The following is an 18,909-nucleotide window of genomic DNA, read 5'->3' on the forward strand; positions in this document are numbered from 1 at the left end:
AAACCCGCTTCGGCGGGTTTTTTCATGTCTGTGATTTGAGCGGGCGATTTGAGCGCAACGGTCACAGCAACTGATGCATCCGGTAATTGCCCCATCGCCGACGGCTGCCTAGGCTGCAAGCATCGTTGATGGAGATCGCCCATGTCTGCACCGTTGGCCTCACTGAAGATTCTGGATTTCTCGACCTTGCTGCCGGGACCGTTCGCCTCGCTGCTGCTGGCGGACATGGGCGCCGAGGTGTTGCGCATCGAATCGCCGACCCGCCTCGACCTGTTGCGGGTCTTGCCGCCCCACGATCACGGCATCTCGGCCAGTCATGCCTACCTGAATCGCAACAAGCGCAGCCTGGCGCTGGATCTCAAACAGCCCGAGGCGCTCGAGCTGGTCAAGCAGTTGCTGGCGGACTACGACATCGTGCTGGAGCAGTTCCGCCCCGGTGTGATGGAGCGGCTGGGGCTGGGTTACGAGGCGCTGAAGGCGATCAATCCGAAGCTGATTTACGTGTCGATCACCGGTTACGGCCAGACCGGCCCGTACAAGGATCGCGCCGGACACGACATCAACTATCTGGCACTGGCCGGGCTCTCCAGCTACACCGGCCGCGCTGACAGCGGGCCGTTGCCGCTGGGCATGCAGGTGGCGGATGTCGCGGGTGGCTCGCTGCACGGGGTGATCGGTTTGCTGGCGGCGGTGATATCACGACAGCAAACCGGGCAGGGCACGCACCTGGATGTGAGCATGACTGACTGTGCGTTCAGCCTGAACGCCATGGCTGGCGCCGGGTATCTGGCCTGCGGTGAAGAACCGCGCTGGGAGGATCAGATGCTCAATGGCGGCAGTTTTTACGATTACTACCGCTCCCGCGACGGGCGCTGGATGTCGGTGGGCAGTCTGGAGCCGGCCTTCATGCAGCAATTGTGCGCAGCGTTGGGCCGGCCGGAACTGGCGGCCCAGGGCTTGTCACCCAAGCCCGAGCAGCAACGGGCGCTCAAGGAGGCGTTGAAGGTCGAGTTCGAGAAGCATGACTTTGCTGAACTGCGCGAGCTGTTCGCCGGGATCGATGCCTGTGTCGAGCCGGTGTTGAACCTGGGCGAGGCGGTGCAGCATCCGCAGTTGCAGGCGCGGGAATTAGTGGCGCAGGTGCCCCGCGGGGATGGCTCTTCGCAGGCGCAGATCGCTTGCCCGCTGAAGTTCTCCGAGGCATTGCCGGCGCCGCGACATGTCGGGGCGGCGCTGGGGCAGCATACGGATCAGGTGTTGGGGGAGTTGGGCTTGAGTGTTGAGCGCATTGCCGAATTGCGGCGAGCCAAAGTGATCGCCTGACTTACTCGACCCGCATCTCGCCACTGAACACCAGGGTGTTGCGACAGCGTCGGCACAAATAGCGCCGACCTTGCCTGACCAGGCTATGACGCTGGGCTGAAAACGGAAAATCACTGTCGGTGCACGGGCATTTGTAGATGTAGCGGGTCACGCTGCGGCGTTTGACGGCGTAGGTATGGCAGCGGTCCGGCGGCAATTCGTAGACGCCGCGCATGATCAGTTGCCACTCCTCGCCGTGGGGCTGGATGCGGTCACCGAACAGTTGATGGGCGATCAGGTGCGCGACTTCGTGGGCCACGGTCTGCTTGAGGAAGTGTTCGGCGTTCTCCCGATACAGCTGCGGGTTGAAGCGCAGCAGGTTCTCGTGCAGATGCGCGACCCCGGCTTTTTGCCCGCGCAGCTTGAGGCTCACCACGGGGCGTTTGAAAGGACGTTTGAAAAAGGATTCAGCGAGTTGGAAACAGTCTTCGACGCGGGTATTGAGTTGCTCGGGCATGCTTGATGGATCTCCAGAGGCGTCGAGTATGCCGCAACCTCGGGGCGTTGCGAATCGCCGAACTGCCGAATGGTCGTCGCTCTTTTTCAACCGGCACGAGAAGGCCGCCTTGCGGCGGCCTGTGTTGGCGGATCTTGTTCTTCTCGGGTTGGATCGGTCGTCAGTTGGTGTAGACGGGCCCCACGCCCAGTCCCCAGACAATCACGGTAAACGCCATGATGGCGACCAGCACCACCAGACCCACTGCCAGCACCGAGCTGGAAAACAGGAATCCCTCGTCAGACGGAATGTTCATGAAGGTCGGCAGACCCACATACAGCAGGTACACCGTGTAGCAGATGGCCGCCGTGCCGACGATCATCCCCAGCCACATATGCGGATACAACGCCGCCAGCCCGCCGACGAACAACGGCGTCGCGGTGTAGGTGGCAAACGCGACGCAGCGGGCCAGGCTCGGGTTGGCGTCATAGGTACGGGCCATCCAGTGCACGAAGGCACCCATGACCGCGACCCCGCCGAGCATCGCCAGGTACGACATGACGGTCATCCAGATCGCGCTTTCGACGGTGAGCATCACCGGCGCGCGGTTACCGATCACCCAGCCGACCTGAGTCGTGCCGATAAAAGCCGAAATAGCGGGGATCGCCGCCAGAATCAGCGTGTGCGTCAGGTACATGTGGCTGATGCTTTCCTCTTGGTCGCCACGGATTTCCTTCCATTCCTGATCGGGGTGGGTAAAAAGTCCCACTACGTGATGGATCATGCCAGTCACTCCTCTCGTTATTGCCATCGCCCCCCAGCGGAGCGCCTACGGGCCAATGTGGCCGAGCAAATACAGGTCTTCAGATTGTGTGCGACCTTATGTCGCAGTATAGAAAGGTCTTAACCGCACAGGTGATAGGGTCTTAGAGCAAATCGCGCTGTAAACCGGCGGGGTAATCGCGTCGGGGTCTGTGCAAACGGGCAATCGAAGGGGCGACAACCTGTGGCCACAACCCCGGTGTTTTTGCGTAAAATGCCCGCCTTTCGTCACACCTCACGGATTTCGCGTCATGGGCACTCTTACGGTCAACCAGAACAAACTGCAAAAGCGCCTGCGCCGCCTGGCCGGCGAAGCGGTCGCCGACTTCAACATGATCGAAGACGGCGACAAGGTCATGGTCTGCCTGTCCGGGGGCAAGGACAGCTACACCATGCTCGACGTGCTGATGCACCTGCAGAAGGTTGCACCGATCAAGTTCGAGATCGTCGCCGTGAACATGGACCAGAAGCAGCCGGGCTTCCCCGAGCACGTGCTGCCGGCCTACCTGAAAGAGCTGGGCATCGAGTACCACATCGTCGAGAAAGACACGTACTCGGTGGTCAAGGAGCTGATTCCTGAAGGCAAGACCACCTGCTCGCTGTGCTCGCGCCTGCGTCGCGGCACGCTGTACACCTTCGCCGACGAAATCGGCGCGACCAAAATGGCCCTCGGTCATCACCGCGACGACATCGTCGAGACGTTCTTCCTCAACATGTTCTTCAACGGCTCCCTCAAGGCGATGCCGCCGAAGCTGCGCGCCGACGACGGGCGCAACGTGGTGATCCGTCCACTGGCCTACTGCAACGAGAAAGACATCCAGGCCTACTCGGACTTCAAGCAATTCCCGATCATTCCGTGCAACCTCTGTGGTTCCCAGGAAAACCTGCAACGTCAGGTGGTCAAGGAAATGCTTCAGGACTGGGAACGCAAGACCCCGGGTCGTACCGAAAGCATCTTCCGCAGCCTGCAGAACGTGATCCCGTCGCAACTGGCTGACCGTAATCTGTTCGATTTCACCAGCCTGAAGATTGATGAAACCGCCGCTTCGCGTTTCGTCAACGTGGTGAACCTGTAAGCGATCCGATCGCTTGAAAAAAAACGGCGCTCGCGGGCGCCGTTTTCAATTCGTTTTCTAGGAGAGGGCATGCGCGATTACAAGTGGCTGCACGAATACTGTCTGAACCGCTTCGGTTCGGCGGCTGAACTGGAAGCCCATCTGCCCGTTCCCAAGACCCCGGCGCAACTGCGCCAGATCAGCGACGACCGTTATCTCTCGACCATGGCCCTGCGGGTATTTCGCGCCGGGCTCAAGCACAGTCTGGTGGACGCCAAGTGGCCGGCCTTCGAGGAAGTGTTCTTCAAGTTCGACCCGGAAAAAGTCGTGCTGATGAGCGCCGAACACCTTGAGCGGCTGATGCAGGATGCGCGGATCATCCGCCACCTGGGCAAACTCAAAAGTGTGCCGCGCAATGCGCAGTTCATTCTGGACGTCGAGAAAGAGAAGGGCAGTTTCGGCGCGTTGCTCGCCGACTGGCCGGTGACCGATATCGTTGGCCTGTGGACCTACCTGAAAAAGCACGGCCATCAATTGGGCGGGCTGTCGGCGCCACGCTTTCTGCGGATGGTTGGCAAGGACACGTTCGTGCCGAGCTACGACGTGGTCGCGGCGTTGAATGCACAGAAGATCGTCGACAAGGTGCCGAGCAGTCTGCGGGATCTGGCGACGGTGCAGAGCGCGTTCAACCAGTGGCATGAAGAAAGCGGCGGGCGACCGATGAGCCAGATATCGATGATGCTGGCGTATACCGTCAATCATTGAGACCGAGTGATCGTTCCCACGCTAAACGTGGGAACGATCTCGGGACAGCTGTCAGGCGACGGAGATTTCGCCTTCGCCGGCCAGTTTGCGGTTCAGCTGATACCGCCAGCGCACATACAGCAGCGCCGAGCAGAACACCGCCAGACTGGCGATCATCTCCAGCACGCCGAACAGCTGCCGGCTCGGGTCATACGCCGCCAGTGCGCCCTTGATGAAATACAGGTTCACCACGAAGCACATCCACGAATGCCCGCGGGCGCTGCCCATGATCATGCCCGGTGCGAGCACGATCCACGGGATCAGCTCGATCAGCAGAATCACCCACGGCCGCGCACCATGCAGGTCGGCGAACAGCAGGTAATAAGCGGCGAGCAGTCCGGCCAATCCAAAGAAACACAGCAGACTGACGACCCGCATTGCCCTTACCCGTGGCTCCAGCCATTCGACGGCGGGCAGGATTTTCGGCTTTTTCGCCATCTCAGTTCCCCAGCTTCAAAGCCGTTTTGGCCAGGCGTGCGCCCAGTGCGCGGCACAGCGCCACTTCGTGCTGATCGAGACCGCTTTTGCCATCGGCCCCGGCGTGATGGCTGGCACCGTAAGGCGTGCCGCCGCCCTGGGTTTCCAGCAGCGCCGACTCGCTGTAGGGCAGACCGGTGATCAGCATGCCGTGGTGCAGCAGCGGCAGCATCATCGACAGCAGCGTGGTTTCCTGACCGCCGTGCAGGCTGGCGGTGGAGGTGAACACGCCAGCCGGTTTGCCGACCAGCGCGCCGGTCAGCCACAGGTTGCTGGTGCCGTCGAGGAAGTACTTGAGCGGCGCGGCCATGTTGCCGAAACGGGTCGGGCTGCCAAGGGCCAGGCCGGCGCAGTTCTTCAGGTCATCCAGCGTGGCGTACAGCGCGCCTTCATCGGGAATGTCCGGTGCCACGGCTTCGCACTCGGTGGAGATCGCCGGCACGGTACGCAGGCGCGCTTCGAGGCCCGCCTGCTCAACGCCACGGGCAATCTGCCGGGCCATCTCGTTGGTCGAACCGCTGCGGCTGTAATACAGAACCAGAATGTATGGCGCACTCACGGCAACAGCTCCAGGATCTGCTCCGGTGGACGGCCGATCACGGCTTTGTCGCCGGCTTCGAGAATCGGGCGCTCCATCAACTTGGGATGCGCCGCGATGGCTTCGATCAATTGTTTCTCGGTGAGACTGGCATCGGCCAGGTTCAGGGTCTTGTATTCGTCTTCGCCGGTGCGCAGCAGTTGCCGTGCGCTGATTCCCAGCTTGCCGAGCAACGCCTTGATTTGCGCGGCGTCCAGCGGCGTTTCGAGGTAGCGCACCACGTTCGGCGTCAGGCCACGGGCTTCGAGCAGTTCGAGCGCACCGCGGGATTTCGAGCAGCGCGGGTTGTGATAAAGCGTCAGATCGGTCATGGGCGGGTCGCTTCTTGCGTAGAGTGGCGGCTATTCTAACTGTGCAGCGCGCAATCCAGAACCTTGGGAGGCGATGGGTCGCAGGCGCATTCAATTTTTGACAAGGAACATGACATGACACGGCGACTGGCAGCGGCATTGACGATCATCGGGGCGTTGATGCTGGGGGGCTGCGGTAACGACTACGGCATTGACCAGAACGGGCAGAAGGTGGCGTCCGAGCGTCTGGACAAACAATGGGTCGTGCTCAACTACTGGGCCGAATGGTGCGGTCCGTGCCGCACGGAAATCCCGGAACTCAATCATCTGGCGGACGAGCTCAAGAGCAAGAAGATCGGTGTGTTCGGGGTCAACTTCGACAACGTGCAGGGCGAAGAACTGAAAGGTGCCAGCGAGAAACTCGGCATCAAGTTCACCGTGCTGGCGCAGGATCCGGCGGACTCGTTCGAACTGCCGCGCAGCGAAGCCTTGCCGGTGACCTACATCATCGACAACAAGGGCAAGGTGCGGGAACAGTTGATGGGCGAGCAGACGGCGGCGGGGGTAATGGCGAAGCTTGAGGCGTTGAAGGCGGCCAACTGAGGATCGTTCCCACGCTGTGCGTGGGAACGATTGGAAGGCTCAGCCTTCTTCCAGCCACCAGCGTAATGGCTTGCCCTCGGCAGGCCAGAAACGCATCTGCTCGATTGGCGAGATATCCCAGCGCTCCACACGCTCCAGCGCCTGGAGGAAGCGTTGCTCCTGCTCCATCAGCGCCGGGGCACACAGTTTGCGGGTCTTGCCGATCTTGCCGAAGCTGAGCTTGTCGCCTTCCAGGGTGTAAGGCGCGAACCAATGGTTGCAGCCGCCATTGCCATACGCCCGGCCATCATCGCCCAAGGTCACGGTCAGGTGGCTGTAGTCCATCAGTGGCCGTTCGCCGATCCACTCCAGAATGTAGCTGCGGTTCTGTTGCAGTTGCACAGGCTCCGCGGCGCAACCCATCAGGCCGGCGCCGACAGCGGCGGTCAGGGCCAGGTGTTTCATCACACCGGCTCCTGGCATTTCGGGCACAGGTGCTTGTCATCGACGGCTTTCCAGCCCAGTTCGGCGATACGCGCCGTGGCGGCCGGTTTTTCTGCCGGTTTGCCGAGCTTGGCGTCCACCGCGAATTCGAAGCTCAGTTCCTTGGCGCAGCTGTCGCAGTTGACCTGCCAGGTGTGGATCGCCAGTTCGCCGAACACCGGGCCGGTGGTCATCGCGGTCCATTGACCCGGCGGGTTGATCAGGTGGCGGACGGTGTCGACGGTCAGGCGCATGGACAAGTCCTTGCTGCCTTTGAGGGTCACGACCAGCACGTCGCCGATACGGATCGAGCCACCGTTGCCGGTAACCTGATAACGGCCCGGTACGAGGGCGCGGCATTCGGTGAGGGTGTGTTGCGGGTTCATCAGGGTGTAGCGGAAATCGTGTTCGACCATGGGTCCTCCAAATATGCGCGACATGCTAGCACGGGCTTGATTGCAGAATAACGCGCGCTTGCGACCTTCGATCCGGTTCAAATCGACACTACAGTCGTGGCAAACTGCCGCCTTCATCTCTAAGGAACGGAACATGGCGCTGATCGAATGTTATGAATGCAAGCGGAGCATCAGCCCCGAAGCGAAGACCTGCATTCATTGCGGGGCTCCGATGACGGGGAAACATGCACCGCTGCAGGCGACCCGACCGGCCACCGCGACATCAACGATTTCCTTTGGCAGTCTGCCCCGGAACAAGGCGGTTGCCGACGCTTTCGTCGCAGAATCCGCTTCCACTCCAGCCCCGGCGCCGAAAGTAATGCCCGCCGCCGCTGGACGCCGGCGCCGGCAACAGGCCGAACAAGCGGTCGAACTTCAGTTGAATGCCGATGGCTCTCGCCCGGTGGAGGGCTGGCTGAAGGTCATGGCGTTCCTGATGCCGATCATCTTTGTCTGGTTCCTGCTGCGCCGGGGCCATTCCCTCAAGCAGCGACTGATTGGCTTCGGCTGGCTGGCGCTGCTGATTTTCTGGGTGGCGATTTCCCCGGCTACGCCTCCGGCCTGACGATCGATTGTCAGCCCTCGACCTGGTTCTGCGGCGTTCCTGCCGCCCAGGTCGCGATGTTGTGCAGGGTGGTGGCGGCAATCGCGCCCAGCGCCTCGCGGGTCAGGAACGCCTGATGCGCGGTGATGATCACGTTGGGAAAAGTCAGCAGCCGCGCCAGCACATCGTCCTGTAATGGCAGGTCGGAGCGGTCTTCGAAAAACAGCTGCGCTTCCTCCTCATAAACGTCCAGCCCCAGATAACCCAGTTGACCGTCCTTCAGGGCGTCGATCAGCGCCGGGGTGTCTACCAGACCACCGCGACCGGTGTTGATCAACATCGCGCCCGGCTGCATGTGCGCCAGCGAATCACGGTTGATCAGGTGTTTGCTCTGCTCGTTGAGCGGGCAGTGCAGGCTGATGATCTGCGATTGTTCGAGCAGTTGCGGCAGGCTCAGGTAGCGCGCACCCAGGGCTTCGACGGCCGGGTTTGGATACGGGTCGAAGGCCAGCAGCTCGCAGCCGAAACCGTGCATGATTTTCGCGAACGTCGCGCCGATCTGGCCGGTGCCGACAATGCCGACGGTCTTGCCCACCAGATCGAAACCGGTCAGGCCGTGCAGGCTGAAATCGCCTTCGCGGGTGCGGTTGTAGGCTCGGTGCAGTCGGCGATTGAGCGCAAGAATCAGCGCCACCGCATGCTCGGCCACCGCGTGGGGCGAGTAGGCCGGTACGCGCGTGACGACCAGTCCCAGGCGTTTGGCGGCGCTCAGGTCGACATGGTTGTAACCCGCCGAGCGCAGGGCGATCAGCCGGGTTCCGCCGGCCGCCAGACGTTCCAGCACGGGAGCACTGAGGTCATCGTTGATGAAGGCGCAGACCACTTCGTGCCGGTCGGCCAGCGGTGCCGTGTCGAGACTCAGTCGGGCCGGTTGAAAGTGCAGCTCGATGCCGGCCGGGCAGTCGGCGGCGAGAAAACTGTCGCGGTCGTAGGTCTGGCTGCTGAAAACGATCGTGCGCATGCAATCCTCCTGAAGCATCGACGCGGGCGCGAATCACCCGCGACCACTTTAGCCGCGTCGGCGTTGATCGGCATTGCCGTGGATCAGGCGCTGATCTTCGCCTGCGCCGCCAGACGATTGATCGCCCGCTCCAGTTCATCCAGAGCGCTGGAAGCCTTGGGGTCTTCCTGTTTGAGCAGGGTTTCGCTGCGCTGGCAGGCCGCGCGCAATTGCGGAACGCCGCAGTAGCGGGTGGCGCCGTGCAGGCGATGCACCCGTTCGATCAGGCCGGTCTGGTCGTGGCTGTCGCGGGCGCTGCGGATCGCTTCGCGGTCGGCCTCAAGGGACGCCAGCAACATGGCCAGCATGTCCGCCGCCAGATCCGCCTTGCCGGCGGCCAGACGCAGGCCTTCTTCCTGGTCGAGTACCGGCAGGTCCTGATGGCCCGCCAGGCTTTCGCTGTTGCGGTCCGGTGCCTGATTGCGCAGTGCCAGTCCTGTCCACTTCAGCACCACTTGGGCCAGTTGCCGTTCGCTGATCGGTTTGGTCAGGTAGTCGTCCATGCCGCTTTGCAGCAGTGCGCGTTTTTCGTTGGCCATGGCGTGGGCGGTGAGGGCGACGATCGGCAGCGGTGTGCAATGGCGTTCGCTTTCCCACTGACGGATCGTCTCCGTGCTCTGGCGCCCGTCCATGCCCGGCATCTGCACGTCCATCAAGACCAGATCGAAGGTTTCGCTCTGCACAGCCTTGACCGCCGCGTAGCCACTTTCGACGGCCAGCACCTTGGCGCCCATGTCTTCGAGCAGGGTCTGCACCAGCAACAGGTTGGCCGGGTTGTCGTCGACACACAGCACTTTCGGTGCACGGCTCGACAGCGGTTCGCCGGGTTCGCTGCGCGTCTGGCGCGGGTTGACCATGTCCGACAGTGCCCGGCGCAGTTTGCGCGTGCAGGCCGGTTTGGACTGGAGCTGGCTGTGCGGGTTGGGTACCGATAGATGGAACAGCGTCAGTTCGGTGGTCGGGCACAACACCAGTACCCGGCAGCCGAGGTGTTCGAGGTCCCAGATGTGCTGGTTGAGTCGTTCCGGCGGCATGTCGTTGCTGGTGATGCCGAGCACGGCGAGGTCGATGGCCTGATCGGTCTGGTGGGCGCCAGTGACGCCATTGGTCAGGCTTTCCAGAGTATTGAACGGCGTGACGTCGAGCCCGCAGTCTTCCAGTTGATGCTGCAACGCCTGACGCGCCAGTTCGTGGTTTTCCAGTACCGCTACCCGGCGGCCGAGCAACGGCGCGGCGGGCAGGTCTTCGGCATCGTCGCGGGTCTTGGGCAGGCTCAGGCTGATCCAGAACTCCGAGCCTTCGCCCGGGGTGCTGTCGACGCCGATCTCGCCGCCCATCTGTTCGATCAGACGCTTGGAAATCACCAGCCCCAGACCGGTGCCGCCGGGCTGACGCGACAGCGAGTTGTCAGCCTGGCTGAAGGCCTGGAACAAGGCGCGCACGTCCTGGTTCGACAGGCCGATGCCGGTGTCCTGAATGCTGATGCGCAGTTGCACGCTGTCTTCGTGTTCTTCTTCGAGCATCGCGCGGGCGACGATGGTGCCTTCGCGGGTGAACTTGATCGCGTTGCTCACAAGGTTGGTAAGGATCTGCTTGAGCCGCAGCGGATCGCCGACCAGCGACAGCGGCGTGTCGCGATAGACCAGACTCACCAGTTCCAGCTGCTTGGCGTGGGCCGCGGGGGCGAGGATGGTCAGGGTGTCCTGCAACAGGTCGCGCAGGTTGAACGGAATATGGTCGAGCACCAGTTTGCCGGCCTCGATCTTCGAGAAGTCGAGAATCTCGTTGATGATCCCCAGCAGGCTGTCGGCGGATTTTTCGATGGTGCCCAGGTAGTCGAGCTGGCGCGGGGTCAGTTCGCTTTTTTGCAACAGGTGGGTGAAACCTAGGATGCCGTTGAGCGGCGTGCGGATTTCGTGGCTCATGTTGGCGAGGAACTCGGACTTGATCCGGCTCGCTTCCAGCGCTTCCTTGCGGGCCAGGTCCAGTTCGATGTTCTGGATCTCGATGGTCTCCAGGTTCTGGCGCACGTCTTCGGTGGCCTGGTCGACGCTGTGCTGCAATTCTTCCCGGGCGTTTTGCAGGGTGCCGGCCATGCGGTTGATGCCGGACGCCAGTTCATCCAGTTCCTGACTGCCGAGGGGCGGCAGGCGGGTTTCCAGATGACCGTCCTTGAGTTGCGCGACCGCCTGTTTGATCTGGCTGATCGGGCGATTGATCGTGCGGCCCATGCGCAGGGCCAACAGTGCGGCGCCGGCCAGTCCCGCCGCAATCAGCAGCAGGCTGGCGAACAGGCTTCGGTAACCGCGCAGCAACATGCCGTTGTGCGAGAGTTCCAGTTCGACCCAGCCGAGCAGGCGGTCGGACTCTTCAGGGATCAGTTCGCCAGCGAGGTTGCGATGCTTGCCGAACACCGGCAGCAGATAGCGGGTGGCGTCGTTGCCGCTGCGCCGCAGCAGTTGCGTGCTGTCGCCGCTGGGGGCCTGGTTGAGCATGGTCGGGCCGGCGTGGGCCAGTGGTGAGCGGTCGGGTGCGAGGAAGGTCACCGCGCGCACGTCCGGCTGTTCAAGGGATTGGGTGGCGATGCGCTCGAGCAGATCGGAATCGCCGTGACCCATGGCCGGTGCCACCAGCGGCGCGAGTTGCTCGGCGATCATTTCGCCGCGCTGCATCAATTGGGCCTGCAGGTCGGACTGCTGCGTCCAGGTGAAATAGCCGCCCAGCACCAGTGCCATCAGGCTGGTCGGCAACAGGGTCAGCAACAACACGCGACCTTTGATTCCCAGTTTCTTGAGCACGCCTATCTCCTGCATCCCGCTGATCATTGACTCTTGCGTGCTTCCGGCACGCGGCATGGGCGCAGTGTAGCGATTTGCTTGCGGGCATTCCCGGGAAAAATCATGTCGCGATCCGTCGTTTCTGCGCCGGTCATTTGTCCGACAGGTCAACCTTGGGTTGCCGGGCGGCGGGCAATCTTGAATAATCGCCCAACTGAGAATTATTTGCAGATAGTCATGACTCCTGTCTCTGTTGGCCAGCCACGCATTCTTTCCATCGAGGACGATCCCGTGCTCGGTGCCTATGTTCACGAGCAATTGGGGCGCAGCGGCTTCCAGGTCACCTGGTGCCAGAACGGCAGCGAAGGCCTGAGCATTGCCCGGCGCCAGCCGTTCGATGTGGTGTTGATGGACATTCTGTTGCCGGGCCTCGATGGTTTGAACGTGCTGACGCAACTGCGCCAGAGTCATTCCACGCCGGTGCTGCTGATGTCGGCGCTGGGGGCCGAGGCCGATCGCATCAGCGGTTTTCGCCTGGGGGCAGACGACTATCTACCCAAGCCGTTCAGCATGGCGGAGCTGCACGTGCGGATCGAAGCGATCCTGCGTCGGGTCGCTCTCGATCGGCGTCCGGCGGTCAGCGTTGAGCCGGTTGCGGCGGGCGGTCTGCACTTCGACGACGAGCAGTGCGAAGTGTCTTACTGCAATCAACCGGCCGGCCTGACCCGCAGCGAATACCGCTTGCTGGAAACCCTCAATCGCAATGATGAAGAGGTGCTGAGCAAGGCTTTCCTTTATCAGCATGTACTTCAGCGCGGTTATGCGGCCCACGACCGCAGCCTCGACATGCACATCAGCCAGATCCGCCGCAAACTCAAATCGATCGGCTACACCGAGCGGGAAGTGCGCACGGTGTGGGGCAAGGGCTACGTACTGAGCGCCATCGATGAAGGTGTCTGACCTGCCGGGCCGCCATTCACTTTTTTGGAAACTGGCCTGTCTGCTGGTGGCGTTCTGTCTGTTGATGATCTGGCTGAGCTGGTCCTGGGGCCGTTATATGGAGGAGCGCAATCAGTTCCTCTCCGACGAGGCTCGCGGCACGCTCACGCGTTATGCCGCCGAAGCCGAAGCGGCTTGGCGGCGCGATCAGCGTGACGGCGTCGACCGCTGGTTGCAGAGCATGGAATTGCGCGAAGCTGGTTGGGTCGGTGTGATCGACGGCAACTTGCAGTCGCTGAGCCGTGATCCATTGAACGAAAAGGAAATCCAGCACCTGACCTTTCTGCGTGGGCTCGACTGGCCGATTCACAAGAAAGGCCGGCCGTGGCTGCGTGTTCCCTTTCCCGCAGAACCCTCCGCCGGCAGCCTGGTCATCGAGTTGCCTGAGCGATTCCTGCCGGGCAAATACCGAGTGTTCTGGCGGGTGATCACCAACGGCGTGATTCCCGGCCTGTTCACCCTGCTGCTATGTGTGGGTCTGTATCGCTTGCTGGTGGTGCCGCTGAACAACCTGCGCGAGCAGGCCAACGCGTGGCGTGCCGATCAATTGAATGTGCGCCTGTCGAGCGGCATTACCCAGCGCCCGGACGAACTCGGCGAACTGGCCCGGGCTTTCGACTCGATGTCCGAACGCCTGCAATCGACCGTCGCCCTGCAACAGCAATTGTTGCGCGACCTGTCCCACGAACTGCGCACCCCCCTGAGTCGCCTGCGGGTGGCCAGCGAAAGCGAGCAGGGTTTGTTGCCGTTGCGCGAACGCATTGGCCGCGAAGTCGATGGCATGCAGCGGTTGGTCGAAGACACCCTGCAACTGGCCTGGCTCGAAACCGAACGCGCACCGCTGCCGGACGAGGCGATCCAGATCCAGGCGTTGTGGGAAATGCTCACGGAAAACGCCTGTTACGAAAGTTGCTGTCCGGTGGGCCAGTTGCAATGTGCGGTGGACGCATCGTGCTGGGTGCGCGGCAATCTCAATACCCTGGCCCAGGCACTGGAAAACATCCTGCGCAACGCGATCCGTCATTCGCCACCGGGTGGCATCGTGCGGCTGGATGGCCGGCGTGACGGGGACTACTGGCATCTATGGCTGGAGGACGAGGGCGGCGGTGTGGCCGAGGCGGATCTGGAGCGGATCTTCTCGCCGTTCACCCGACTCGACGGCTCGCGGCCGGGGGACGGTGGATTTGGTTTGGGGCTGAGCATTGCGAGGAATGCGGTGCAGCGGCAGGGCGGGAGCCTTTGGGCTGAGAACGGCGAGTCAGGGTTGCGATTGAATTTGCGGTTGGTGGCGGATGACAGTGCCGTCACTCCCGACGCCTTCGCTGGCAAGCCAACTCCCACAGTGAACATGAATCGCCCGCAGATTGTTTGAGCGGTACAAGAAAGTGTCAGCACTGCTGACACTCATTAAAAAGTCGCACCACCAGCGCGACTTTTACTGCTTATTCCAAGAAACCATAAGCACCACACTTTGCGTGATATGGGCCGCGCAGGTTTGCCGGTATGATAGGCGCCCCCGCTGTCCGGATTGCGAAAAACGCCATGACCTTGCAGTACCCAACCATCGCCGATTGCGTCGGCAACACGCCGCTGGTGCGTTTGCAGCGCCTGCCCGGTGTCACCAGCAACACCCTATTGCTCAAGCTCGAAGGGAATAACCCTGCGGGTTCGGTGAAGGATCGTCCGGCGCTGTCGATGATCACCCGTGCCGAGTTGCGCGGGCAGATCCACGCCGGCGATACGCTGATCGAAGCGACCTCGGGCAACACCGGGATCGCCCTGGCGATGGCTGCCGCGATCAAGGGTTACAAGATGATCCTGATCATGCCGGACAACTCCAGCGCCGAGCGTAAAGCGGCGATGACCGCTTATGGCGCGGAGCTGATTCTGGTCAGCCAGGAAGAGGGCATGGAAGGCGCTCGCGATCTCGCCCAGCGGATGGAAGCCGAAGGTCGTGGCAAGGTGCTGGATCAGTTCGCCAACGGCGACAACCCCGAAGCGCACTACACCACCACCGGCCCGGAAATCTGGCGCCAGACCCAGGGCACCATTACTCATTTCGTCAGTTCCATGGGGACCACCGGGACCATCATGGGCGTGTCGCGCTACCTCAAAGAGCAAAGCGACAGTGTGCAGATCATCGGTCTGCAACCGATGGAAGGCTCGGCCATTCCCGGCATTCGCCGCTGGCCGCAGGAATACCTGCCGAAGATCTATCAGGCCGATCGGGTCGATCGCATTGTCGACATGGCGCAAAGCGAAGCCGAAGACGTCACCCGTCGTCTGGCCCGCGAAGAAGGCATCTTCTGCGGCGTGTCCTCGGGCGGTGCGGTGGCAGCGATGCTGCGCCTGTCCAAAGAAGTTGAAAACGCGGTGATCGTCGCGATCATCTGTGACCGTGGCGACCGATACCTGTCGACCGGCATTTTCGACGCGCCCAACTGATGGCCAAGCACGAGAGAGGCCTGCGCTTCCAGCCCACCGGCGGTAGCAAGGCCCCGCAAATCCCGACCGGCAAAAAGCAGCGCTTGAACATCGAGCGCCTGGCCAATGACGGTCGCGGCATCGCGTTTTTTGAAGGCAAAACCTGGTTTGTCCTCGGCGCCCTGGCGGGTGAAGAGGTCGAGGCGCGGGTACTGGGCGCCCACGGCAAAGTGGTCGAGGCGCGTACCGAACGTGTGTTCACGGCCAGCGAGTTGCGTCGCCCGGCACCTTGTCAGCACGCCGGCCGCTGTGGCGGTTGCAGCGTTCAGCATTTGCCCCACGGCGAACAGCTTGCCCTGAAACAGCGCATGCTCGCCGAACAGCTTTCGCGGGTCGCCGGTGTCGAGCCTGAAGAATGGGCTGCACCGTTGACCGGTCCGGAATTCGGCTACCGTCGCCGCGCCCGGGTGGCCGTGCGCTGGGACAGCAAGGCCAAAACGCTCGAAGTCGGTTTCCGCGCCGCCGGCAGCCAGGACATCGTGGCGATCAGCGAATGCCCGGTGCTGGTACAGCCCTTGCAACCGATCATGACCCGTTTGCCGGAGATGCTCCGTCGCCTGAGCAAACCTCAGGCGCTGGGTCATGTGGAATTATTCAGTGGTTCGTCCCTGGCCGTTCTGCTGCGTCACATGGCGCCGCTGTCCGAGGCCGACCTGACGATCCTCAAGGATTTCTGCGCATTCCATCAGGCGCAGTTGTGGCTGCACGGCGAAGACGGGCCGCAACCGGTCGATGTCACGCAGTCGCTGGGCTATCGCCTGGAGCCGTGGGATCTGGAACTGGCCTGGCGGCCGGGAGATTTCATCCAGGTCAACGCCGGGGTCAACGAAGCCATGGTTGCCCAGGCCCTGGAGTGGTTGAAACCAACCGCCGATGAGCGCGTGCTCGACCTGTTCTGCGGTCTCGGCAACTTTGCCTTGCCGCTGGCCAAAGCTGTGCGCGAAGTAGTAGCGGTCGAAGGCGTGCAGACGATGGTCGATCGGGCCGCGGCGAATGCCGCTAGCAACAATTTGCATAACACAAAGTTTTTTCAGGCCGATTTATCCCAGCCTTTGACCGATGCCGAGTGGATCGGAAACGGCTTTTCTGCGGTACTCTTGGACCCACCGCGTGACGGTGCTTTCGAGGTGGTGCGCAAGCTCGCGACCCTGGGTGCCGAGCGGTTGGTTTATGTGTCGTGCAACCCTGCAACTCTGGCGCGCGATACGGTCGAATTGATCAAGCAGGGCTACCGGTTAAAACGTGCCGGGATTCTCGATATGTTTCCTCAGACGGCACATGTCGAGGCCATGGCGTTATTTGAAGCGAGCTAGGATGGCTCGTCTGATCCGACTGGTCCGCCCGTGCAGCGCTCGTCTTAGCCCCGCGAGTGCGAACGGGCAATACAGGTCAGTGATTTGACGCATTGAATCTGCGTCGTAGGGAAGGTAAAGCAAGATGGTACAGGTGAGAGCACACCAGCCGATCAACACCGACGGCAGTATCAATCTCGAGGCTTGGCTCGATCATGCGGTCAGTGTCGATCTGGCACTGGATCGCGAAGCCTTGAAAGAGGCCTGTGAGTTCGCTCGACAGGCCGAGCAACAGTCCAATGCGGCCAAGAATCTCTGGACCGAAGGCAGCGGCAGTTTCAGCACCGGCCTCGAAATCGCGGAGATTCTTGCCGACCTCAAGCTGGATCAGGATTCGCTGGTCGCGGCGGTGCTTTACCGTGGCGTGCGCGAAGGCCAGATCGAACTGGCAGCGGTCAGCCAGCGCTTCGGTCCGGTGGTCGCCAAACTGATTGACGGCGTGCAGCGCATGGCCGCGATCAGCGCCAGCCTCAGTCCTCGCCAATCGATGGTGATGGGCACTCAGGGCCAGGTGGAAAACCTGCGCAAGATGCTGGTGGCGATGGTCGACGACGTACGCGTCGCACTGATCAAACTTGCCGAACGCACCTGTGCGATCCGCGCGGTGAAAACCGCCGACGACGAAAAGCGCAACCGGGTCGCCCGGGAAGTCTTCGACATCTATGCGCCGCTCGCCCACCGACTCGGCATCGGCCATATCAAGTGGGAACTGGAGGACTTGTCCTTCCGTTACCTGGAACCCGACCAATACAAACAGATCGCCAAGTTGCTGCATGAGCGGCGGCTCGACCGCGAGCGTTTCATCGCCGATGTGATGACGCAGCTCAAGGACGAATTGCAGGCCACCGGCGTCGACGCCGACATCAGCGGCCGGGCCAAGCACATCTATTCGATCTGGCGCAAAATGCAGCGCAAGGGTCTGGAGTTCAGCCAGATCTACGACGTGCGTGCGGTGCGCGTGCTGGTGCCGGAAATGCGCGACTGCTACACCGCGCTCGGCATCGTCCACACCCTGTGGCGGCACATTCCGAAAGAGTTCGACGACTACATCGCCAACCCGAAAGAGAACGGCTACCGCTCGCTGCACACCGCGGTGATCGGTCCGGAAGGCAAGGTGCTGGAAGTCCAGATCCGTACCCATTCGATGCACGAAGAGGCCGAGCTCGGCGTCTGCGCGCACTGGCGCTACAAGGGCACCGACGTCAAGTCCGGCTCGAACCACTACGAAGAGAAAATCTCCTGGCTGCGTCAGGTGCTCGAGTGGCACGAAGAACTGGGCGACATCGGTGGCCTCGCTGAACAGTTGCGGGTCGATATCGAACCGGACCGGGTCTACATCTTCACCCCTGACGGCCATGCCATCGACTTGCCGAAAGGTGCGACGCCGCTGGACTTCGCTTACCGCGTGCACACCGAAATCGGTCACAACTGCCGTGGCGCCAAGATCAACGGGCGGATCGTCCCGCTCAACTACAGCCTGCAGACCGGCGAGCAGGTCGAGATCATCACCAGCAAGCACGGTACGCCGAGCCGCGACTGGCTGAACTCGAACCTCGGTTACGTCACCACGTCCCGGGCGCGGGCGAAGATTGTTCACTGGTTCAAGTTGCAGGCTCGCGATCAGAACGTCGCAGCCGGCAAGACCCTGATCGAGCGCGAACTCAATCGCCTCGGTCTGCCGGCGGTGGATTTCGACAAGCTGGCCGACAAGGCCAACATGAAAACCGCCGAAGACATGTTCGCCGCCCTCGGGGCCGGCGACCTGCGTCTGGCGCAACTGGTCAACCTGGCGCAACAACTGGTCGAGCCGGAACGCGGCAACGAACAGCTGGAACTGATTCCACGCAAGGCCACCGGCTACAAGCCGGGCAAGCGCGGCGACATTCAGATCCAGGGCGTCGGCAACCTGATGACCCAGATGGCCGGCTGCTGCCAGCCGTTGCCGGGCGATGCGATCGTCGGTTACATCACCCAGGGCCGCGGCGTGAGCATTCACCGTCAGGACTGCGCCTCGGTGCTGCAACTGTCCGGGCGTGAGCCGGAGCGGATCATTCAGGTCAGCTGGGGCCCGGTGCCGGTGCTCACCTATCCGGTGGACATTGTCATTCGCGCCTACGACCGTTCGGGTCTGCTGCGTGACGTTTCGCAGGTGCTGCTCAACGAGCGGATTAACGTGCTGGCGGTCAACACCCGCTCGAACAAGGAGGACAACACGGCGTTGATGTCCCTGACCATCGAGATTCCGGGGCTGGACGCACTGGGGCGGTTGCTGGGGCGGATTTCCCAGTTGCCGAACATCATCGAGACGCGGCGTAACCGGACTCCATGA

The 18,909-nt window shown here is 62.1% G+C and carries 19 protein-coding genes; 10 read left to right on the forward strand and 9 right to left on the reverse strand.

Going from position 1 to position 18,909, the window contains the following annotated elements; genetic code table 11:
• The first annotated feature begins 141 nt into the window (after nucleotides 1-141).
• Nucleotides 142-1,323, forward strand: a complete 1,182-nt coding sequence (locus AC1RMX_RS17065) for a CaiB/BaiF CoA transferase family protein (RefSeq protein ID WP_493072583.1) — start codon at nucleotides 142-144, stop codon at nucleotides 1,321-1,323.
• Nucleotide 1,324: 1 nt separating this feature from the next.
• Here the strand turns inward: AC1RMX_RS17065 and AC1RMX_RS17070 are convergent, their stop codons facing one another.
• Nucleotides 1,325-1,819: a SprT family zinc-dependent metalloprotease gene (locus AC1RMX_RS17070; RefSeq protein WP_493072584.1), complete on the reverse strand. Its 495-nt coding sequence runs from the start codon at nucleotides 1,817-1,819 to the stop codon at nucleotides 1,325-1,327.
• A 160-nt stretch (nucleotides 1,820-1,979) separates the two neighbouring features.
• A complete protein-coding gene (locus AC1RMX_RS17075; protein WP_053122787.1) occupies nucleotides 1,980-2,582 on the reverse strand; it encodes a Yip1 family protein in 603 nt (200 codons plus the stop codon).
• A 289-nt stretch (nucleotides 2,583-2,871) separates the two neighbouring features.
• Here AC1RMX_RS17075 and ttcA point away from each other — a divergent pair, with 289 nt between their 5' ends.
• Nucleotides 2,872-3,696, forward strand: coding sequence for a tRNA 2-thiocytidine(32) synthetase TtcA (gene ttcA / locus AC1RMX_RS17080; RefSeq protein ID WP_096818033.1), 825 nt, complete (start codon nucleotides 2,872-2,874; stop codon nucleotides 3,694-3,696).
• A 69-nt stretch (nucleotides 3,697-3,765) separates the two neighbouring features.
• A complete protein-coding gene (locus AC1RMX_RS17085; protein ID WP_096818031.1) occupies nucleotides 3,766-4,440 on the forward strand; it encodes a DNA-3-methyladenine glycosylase I in 675 nt (224 codons plus the stop codon).
• A gap of 51 nt (nucleotides 4,441-4,491) precedes the next feature.
• Here AC1RMX_RS17085 and AC1RMX_RS17090 read toward each other — a convergent pair whose 3' ends face one another.
• The 3 genes from AC1RMX_RS17090 to arsC are packed head-to-tail and all read right to left on the reverse strand — an operon-like array spanning nucleotide 4,492 to nucleotide 5,865.
• The gene (locus AC1RMX_RS17090; RefSeq protein WP_096818030.1) at nucleotides 4,492-4,917 is read right to left on the reverse strand and encodes a DUF2069 domain-containing protein; all 426 of its coding nucleotides are present in this window, start codon (nucleotides 4,915-4,917) and stop codon (nucleotides 4,492-4,494) included.
• Nucleotide 4,918: 1 nt separating this feature from the next.
• Nucleotides 4,919-5,515 carry an NAD(P)H:quinone oxidoreductase gene (wrbA, locus tag AC1RMX_RS17095; RefSeq protein WP_192558739.1) on the reverse strand — a complete coding sequence of 199 codons (597 nt, stop codon included), beginning with the start codon at nucleotides 5,513-5,515 and terminating at the stop codon, nucleotides 4,919-4,921.
• Entirely contained in the window at nucleotides 5,512-5,865 is a 354-nt protein-coding gene (arsC, locus tag AC1RMX_RS17100) for an arsenate reductase (glutaredoxin) (RefSeq protein WP_011335489.1), read from the reverse strand. The genes wrbA and arsC overlap by 4 nt, the downstream gene beginning before the upstream one ends.
• 114 nt (nucleotides 5,866-5,979) lie before the next feature.
• Here arsC and AC1RMX_RS17105 point away from each other — a divergent pair, with 114 nt between their 5' ends.
• Complete coding sequence (locus tag AC1RMX_RS17105; RefSeq protein WP_493072585.1) at nucleotides 5,980-6,447, forward strand: TlpA disulfide reductase family protein; 468 nt, start codon at nucleotides 5,980-5,982, stop codon at nucleotides 6,445-6,447.
• A gap of 39 nt (nucleotides 6,448-6,486) precedes the next feature.
• On the opposite strand, the gene AC1RMX_RS17110 is transcribed toward AC1RMX_RS17105, so the two are convergent.
• Nucleotides 6,487-6,891 carry an META domain-containing protein gene (locus AC1RMX_RS17110; RefSeq protein ID WP_096818024.1) on the reverse strand — a complete coding sequence of 135 codons (405 nt, stop codon included), beginning with the start codon at nucleotides 6,889-6,891 and terminating at the stop codon, nucleotides 6,487-6,489.
• On the reverse strand, nucleotides 6,891-7,325 hold the full coding sequence (locus AC1RMX_RS17115; RefSeq protein ID WP_096818023.1) for a hypothetical protein: 435 nt from the start codon (nucleotides 7,323-7,325) through the stop codon (nucleotides 6,891-6,893). Before AC1RMX_RS17115 ends, AC1RMX_RS17110 begins: the two co-directional genes overlap by 1 nt.
• 133 nt (nucleotides 7,326-7,458) lie before the next feature.
• Between AC1RMX_RS17115 and AC1RMX_RS17120 the strand changes: the two genes are divergently transcribed.
• Complete coding sequence (locus AC1RMX_RS17120) at nucleotides 7,459-7,929, forward strand: hypothetical protein (protein WP_096818020.1); 471 nt, start codon at nucleotides 7,459-7,461, stop codon at nucleotides 7,927-7,929.
• A gap of 10 nt (nucleotides 7,930-7,939) precedes the next feature.
• Here the strand turns inward: AC1RMX_RS17120 and AC1RMX_RS17125 are convergent, their stop codons facing one another.
• Nucleotides 7,940-8,929, reverse strand: coding sequence for a 2-hydroxyacid dehydrogenase (locus tag AC1RMX_RS17125; RefSeq protein WP_102621004.1), 990 nt, complete (start codon nucleotides 8,927-8,929; stop codon nucleotides 7,940-7,942).
• Nucleotides 8,930-9,012: 83 nt separating this feature from the next.
• Nucleotides 9,013-11,766, reverse strand: coding sequence for a response regulator (locus AC1RMX_RS17130; RefSeq protein WP_493065948.1), 2,754 nt, complete (start codon nucleotides 11,764-11,766; stop codon nucleotides 9,013-9,015).
• A 216-nt stretch (nucleotides 11,767-11,982) separates the two neighbouring features.
• Between AC1RMX_RS17130 and AC1RMX_RS17135 the strand changes: the two genes are divergently transcribed.
• The 5 genes from AC1RMX_RS17135 to relA all read left to right on the forward strand — a co-directional run bounded on the left by AC1RMX_RS17135 (nucleotide 11,983) and on the right by relA (nucleotide 18,909).
• Nucleotides 11,983-12,705, forward strand: a complete 723-nt coding sequence (locus tag AC1RMX_RS17135) for a response regulator transcription factor (RefSeq protein ID WP_493072586.1) — start codon at nucleotides 11,983-11,985, stop codon at nucleotides 12,703-12,705.
• The gene (locus AC1RMX_RS17140; RefSeq protein WP_493072587.1) at nucleotides 12,692-14,116 is read left to right on the forward strand and encodes a histidine kinase sensor domain-containing protein; all 1,425 of its coding nucleotides are present in this window, start codon (nucleotides 12,692-12,694) and stop codon (nucleotides 14,114-14,116) included. The genes AC1RMX_RS17135 and AC1RMX_RS17140 overlap by 14 nt, the downstream gene beginning before the upstream one ends.
• A 170-nt stretch (nucleotides 14,117-14,286) precedes the next feature.
• Nucleotides 14,287-15,189, forward strand: coding sequence for a cysteine synthase CysM (cysM, locus tag AC1RMX_RS17145; protein ID WP_096818012.1), 903 nt, complete (start codon nucleotides 14,287-14,289; stop codon nucleotides 15,187-15,189).
• Nucleotides 15,189-16,541, forward strand: coding sequence for a 23S rRNA (uracil(1939)-C(5))-methyltransferase RlmD (gene rlmD, locus AC1RMX_RS17150; RefSeq protein ID WP_493072588.1), 1,353 nt, complete (start codon nucleotides 15,189-15,191; stop codon nucleotides 16,539-16,541). The genes cysM and rlmD overlap by 1 nt, the downstream gene beginning before the upstream one ends.
• 124 nt (nucleotides 16,542-16,665) lie before the next feature.
• Nucleotides 16,666-18,909 (forward strand): GTP diphosphokinase, encoded by a 2,244-nt coding sequence (relA, locus tag AC1RMX_RS17155; RefSeq protein WP_096818008.1) that lies wholly within the window; start codon nucleotides 16,666-16,668, stop codon nucleotides 18,907-18,909.

The sequence above is a fragment of the Pseudomonas sp. GW822-FHT03F04 genome, from assembly GCF_058801405.1.

Bases quoted from the DNA above. Each gene is read 5' to 3' on its own strand.
- AC1RMX_RS17065 (WP_493072583.1), top strand. From the start codon at position 142: ATGTCTGCACCGTTGGCCTCACTGAAGATTCTGGATTTCTCGACCTTG.
- AC1RMX_RS17070 (WP_493072584.1), bottom strand. From the start codon at position 1,819: ATGCCCGAGCAACTCAATACCCGCGTCGAAGACTGTTTCCAACTCGCT.
- AC1RMX_RS17075 (WP_053122787.1), bottom strand. From the start codon at position 2,582: ATGATCCATCACGTAGTGGGACTTTTTACCCACCCCGATCAGGAATGG.
- ttcA (WP_096818033.1), top strand. From the start codon at position 2,872: ATGGGCACTCTTACGGTCAACCAGAACAAACTGCAAAAGCGCCTGCGC.
- AC1RMX_RS17085 (WP_096818031.1), top strand. From the start codon at position 3,766: ATGCGCGATTACAAGTGGCTGCACGAATACTGTCTGAACCGCTTCGGT.
- AC1RMX_RS17090 (WP_096818030.1), bottom strand. From the start codon at position 4,917: ATGGCGAAAAAGCCGAAAATCCTGCCCGCCGTCGAATGGCTGGAGCCA.
- arsC (WP_011335489.1), bottom strand. From the start codon at position 5,865: ATGACCGATCTGACGCTTTATCACAACCCGCGCTGCTCGAAATCCCGC.
- AC1RMX_RS17105 (WP_493072585.1), top strand. From the start codon at position 5,980: ATGACACGGCGACTGGCAGCGGCATTGACGATCATCGGGGCGTTGATG.
- AC1RMX_RS17110 (WP_096818024.1), bottom strand. From the start codon at position 6,891: ATGAAACACCTGGCCCTGACCGCCGCTGTCGGCGCCGGCCTGATGGGT.
- AC1RMX_RS17115 (WP_096818023.1), bottom strand. From the start codon at position 7,325: ATGGTCGAACACGATTTCCGCTACACCCTGATGAACCCGCAACACACC.
- AC1RMX_RS17120 (WP_096818020.1), top strand. From the start codon at position 7,459: ATGGCGCTGATCGAATGTTATGAATGCAAGCGGAGCATCAGCCCCGAA.
- AC1RMX_RS17125 (WP_102621004.1), bottom strand. From the start codon at position 8,929: ATGCGCACGATCGTTTTCAGCAGCCAGACCTACGACCGCGACAGTTTT.
- AC1RMX_RS17135 (WP_493072586.1), top strand. From the start codon at position 11,983: ATGACTCCTGTCTCTGTTGGCCAGCCACGCATTCTTTCCATCGAGGAC.
- AC1RMX_RS17140 (WP_493072587.1), top strand. From the start codon at position 12,692: ATGAAGGTGTCTGACCTGCCGGGCCGCCATTCACTTTTTTGGAAACTG.
- cysM (WP_096818012.1), top strand. From the start codon at position 14,287: ATGACCTTGCAGTACCCAACCATCGCCGATTGCGTCGGCAACACGCCG.
- rlmD (WP_493072588.1), top strand. From the start codon at position 15,189: ATGGCCAAGCACGAGAGAGGCCTGCGCTTCCAGCCCACCGGCGGTAGC.
- relA (WP_096818008.1), top strand. From the start codon at position 16,666: ATGGTACAGGTGAGAGCACACCAGCCGATCAACACCGACGGCAGTATC.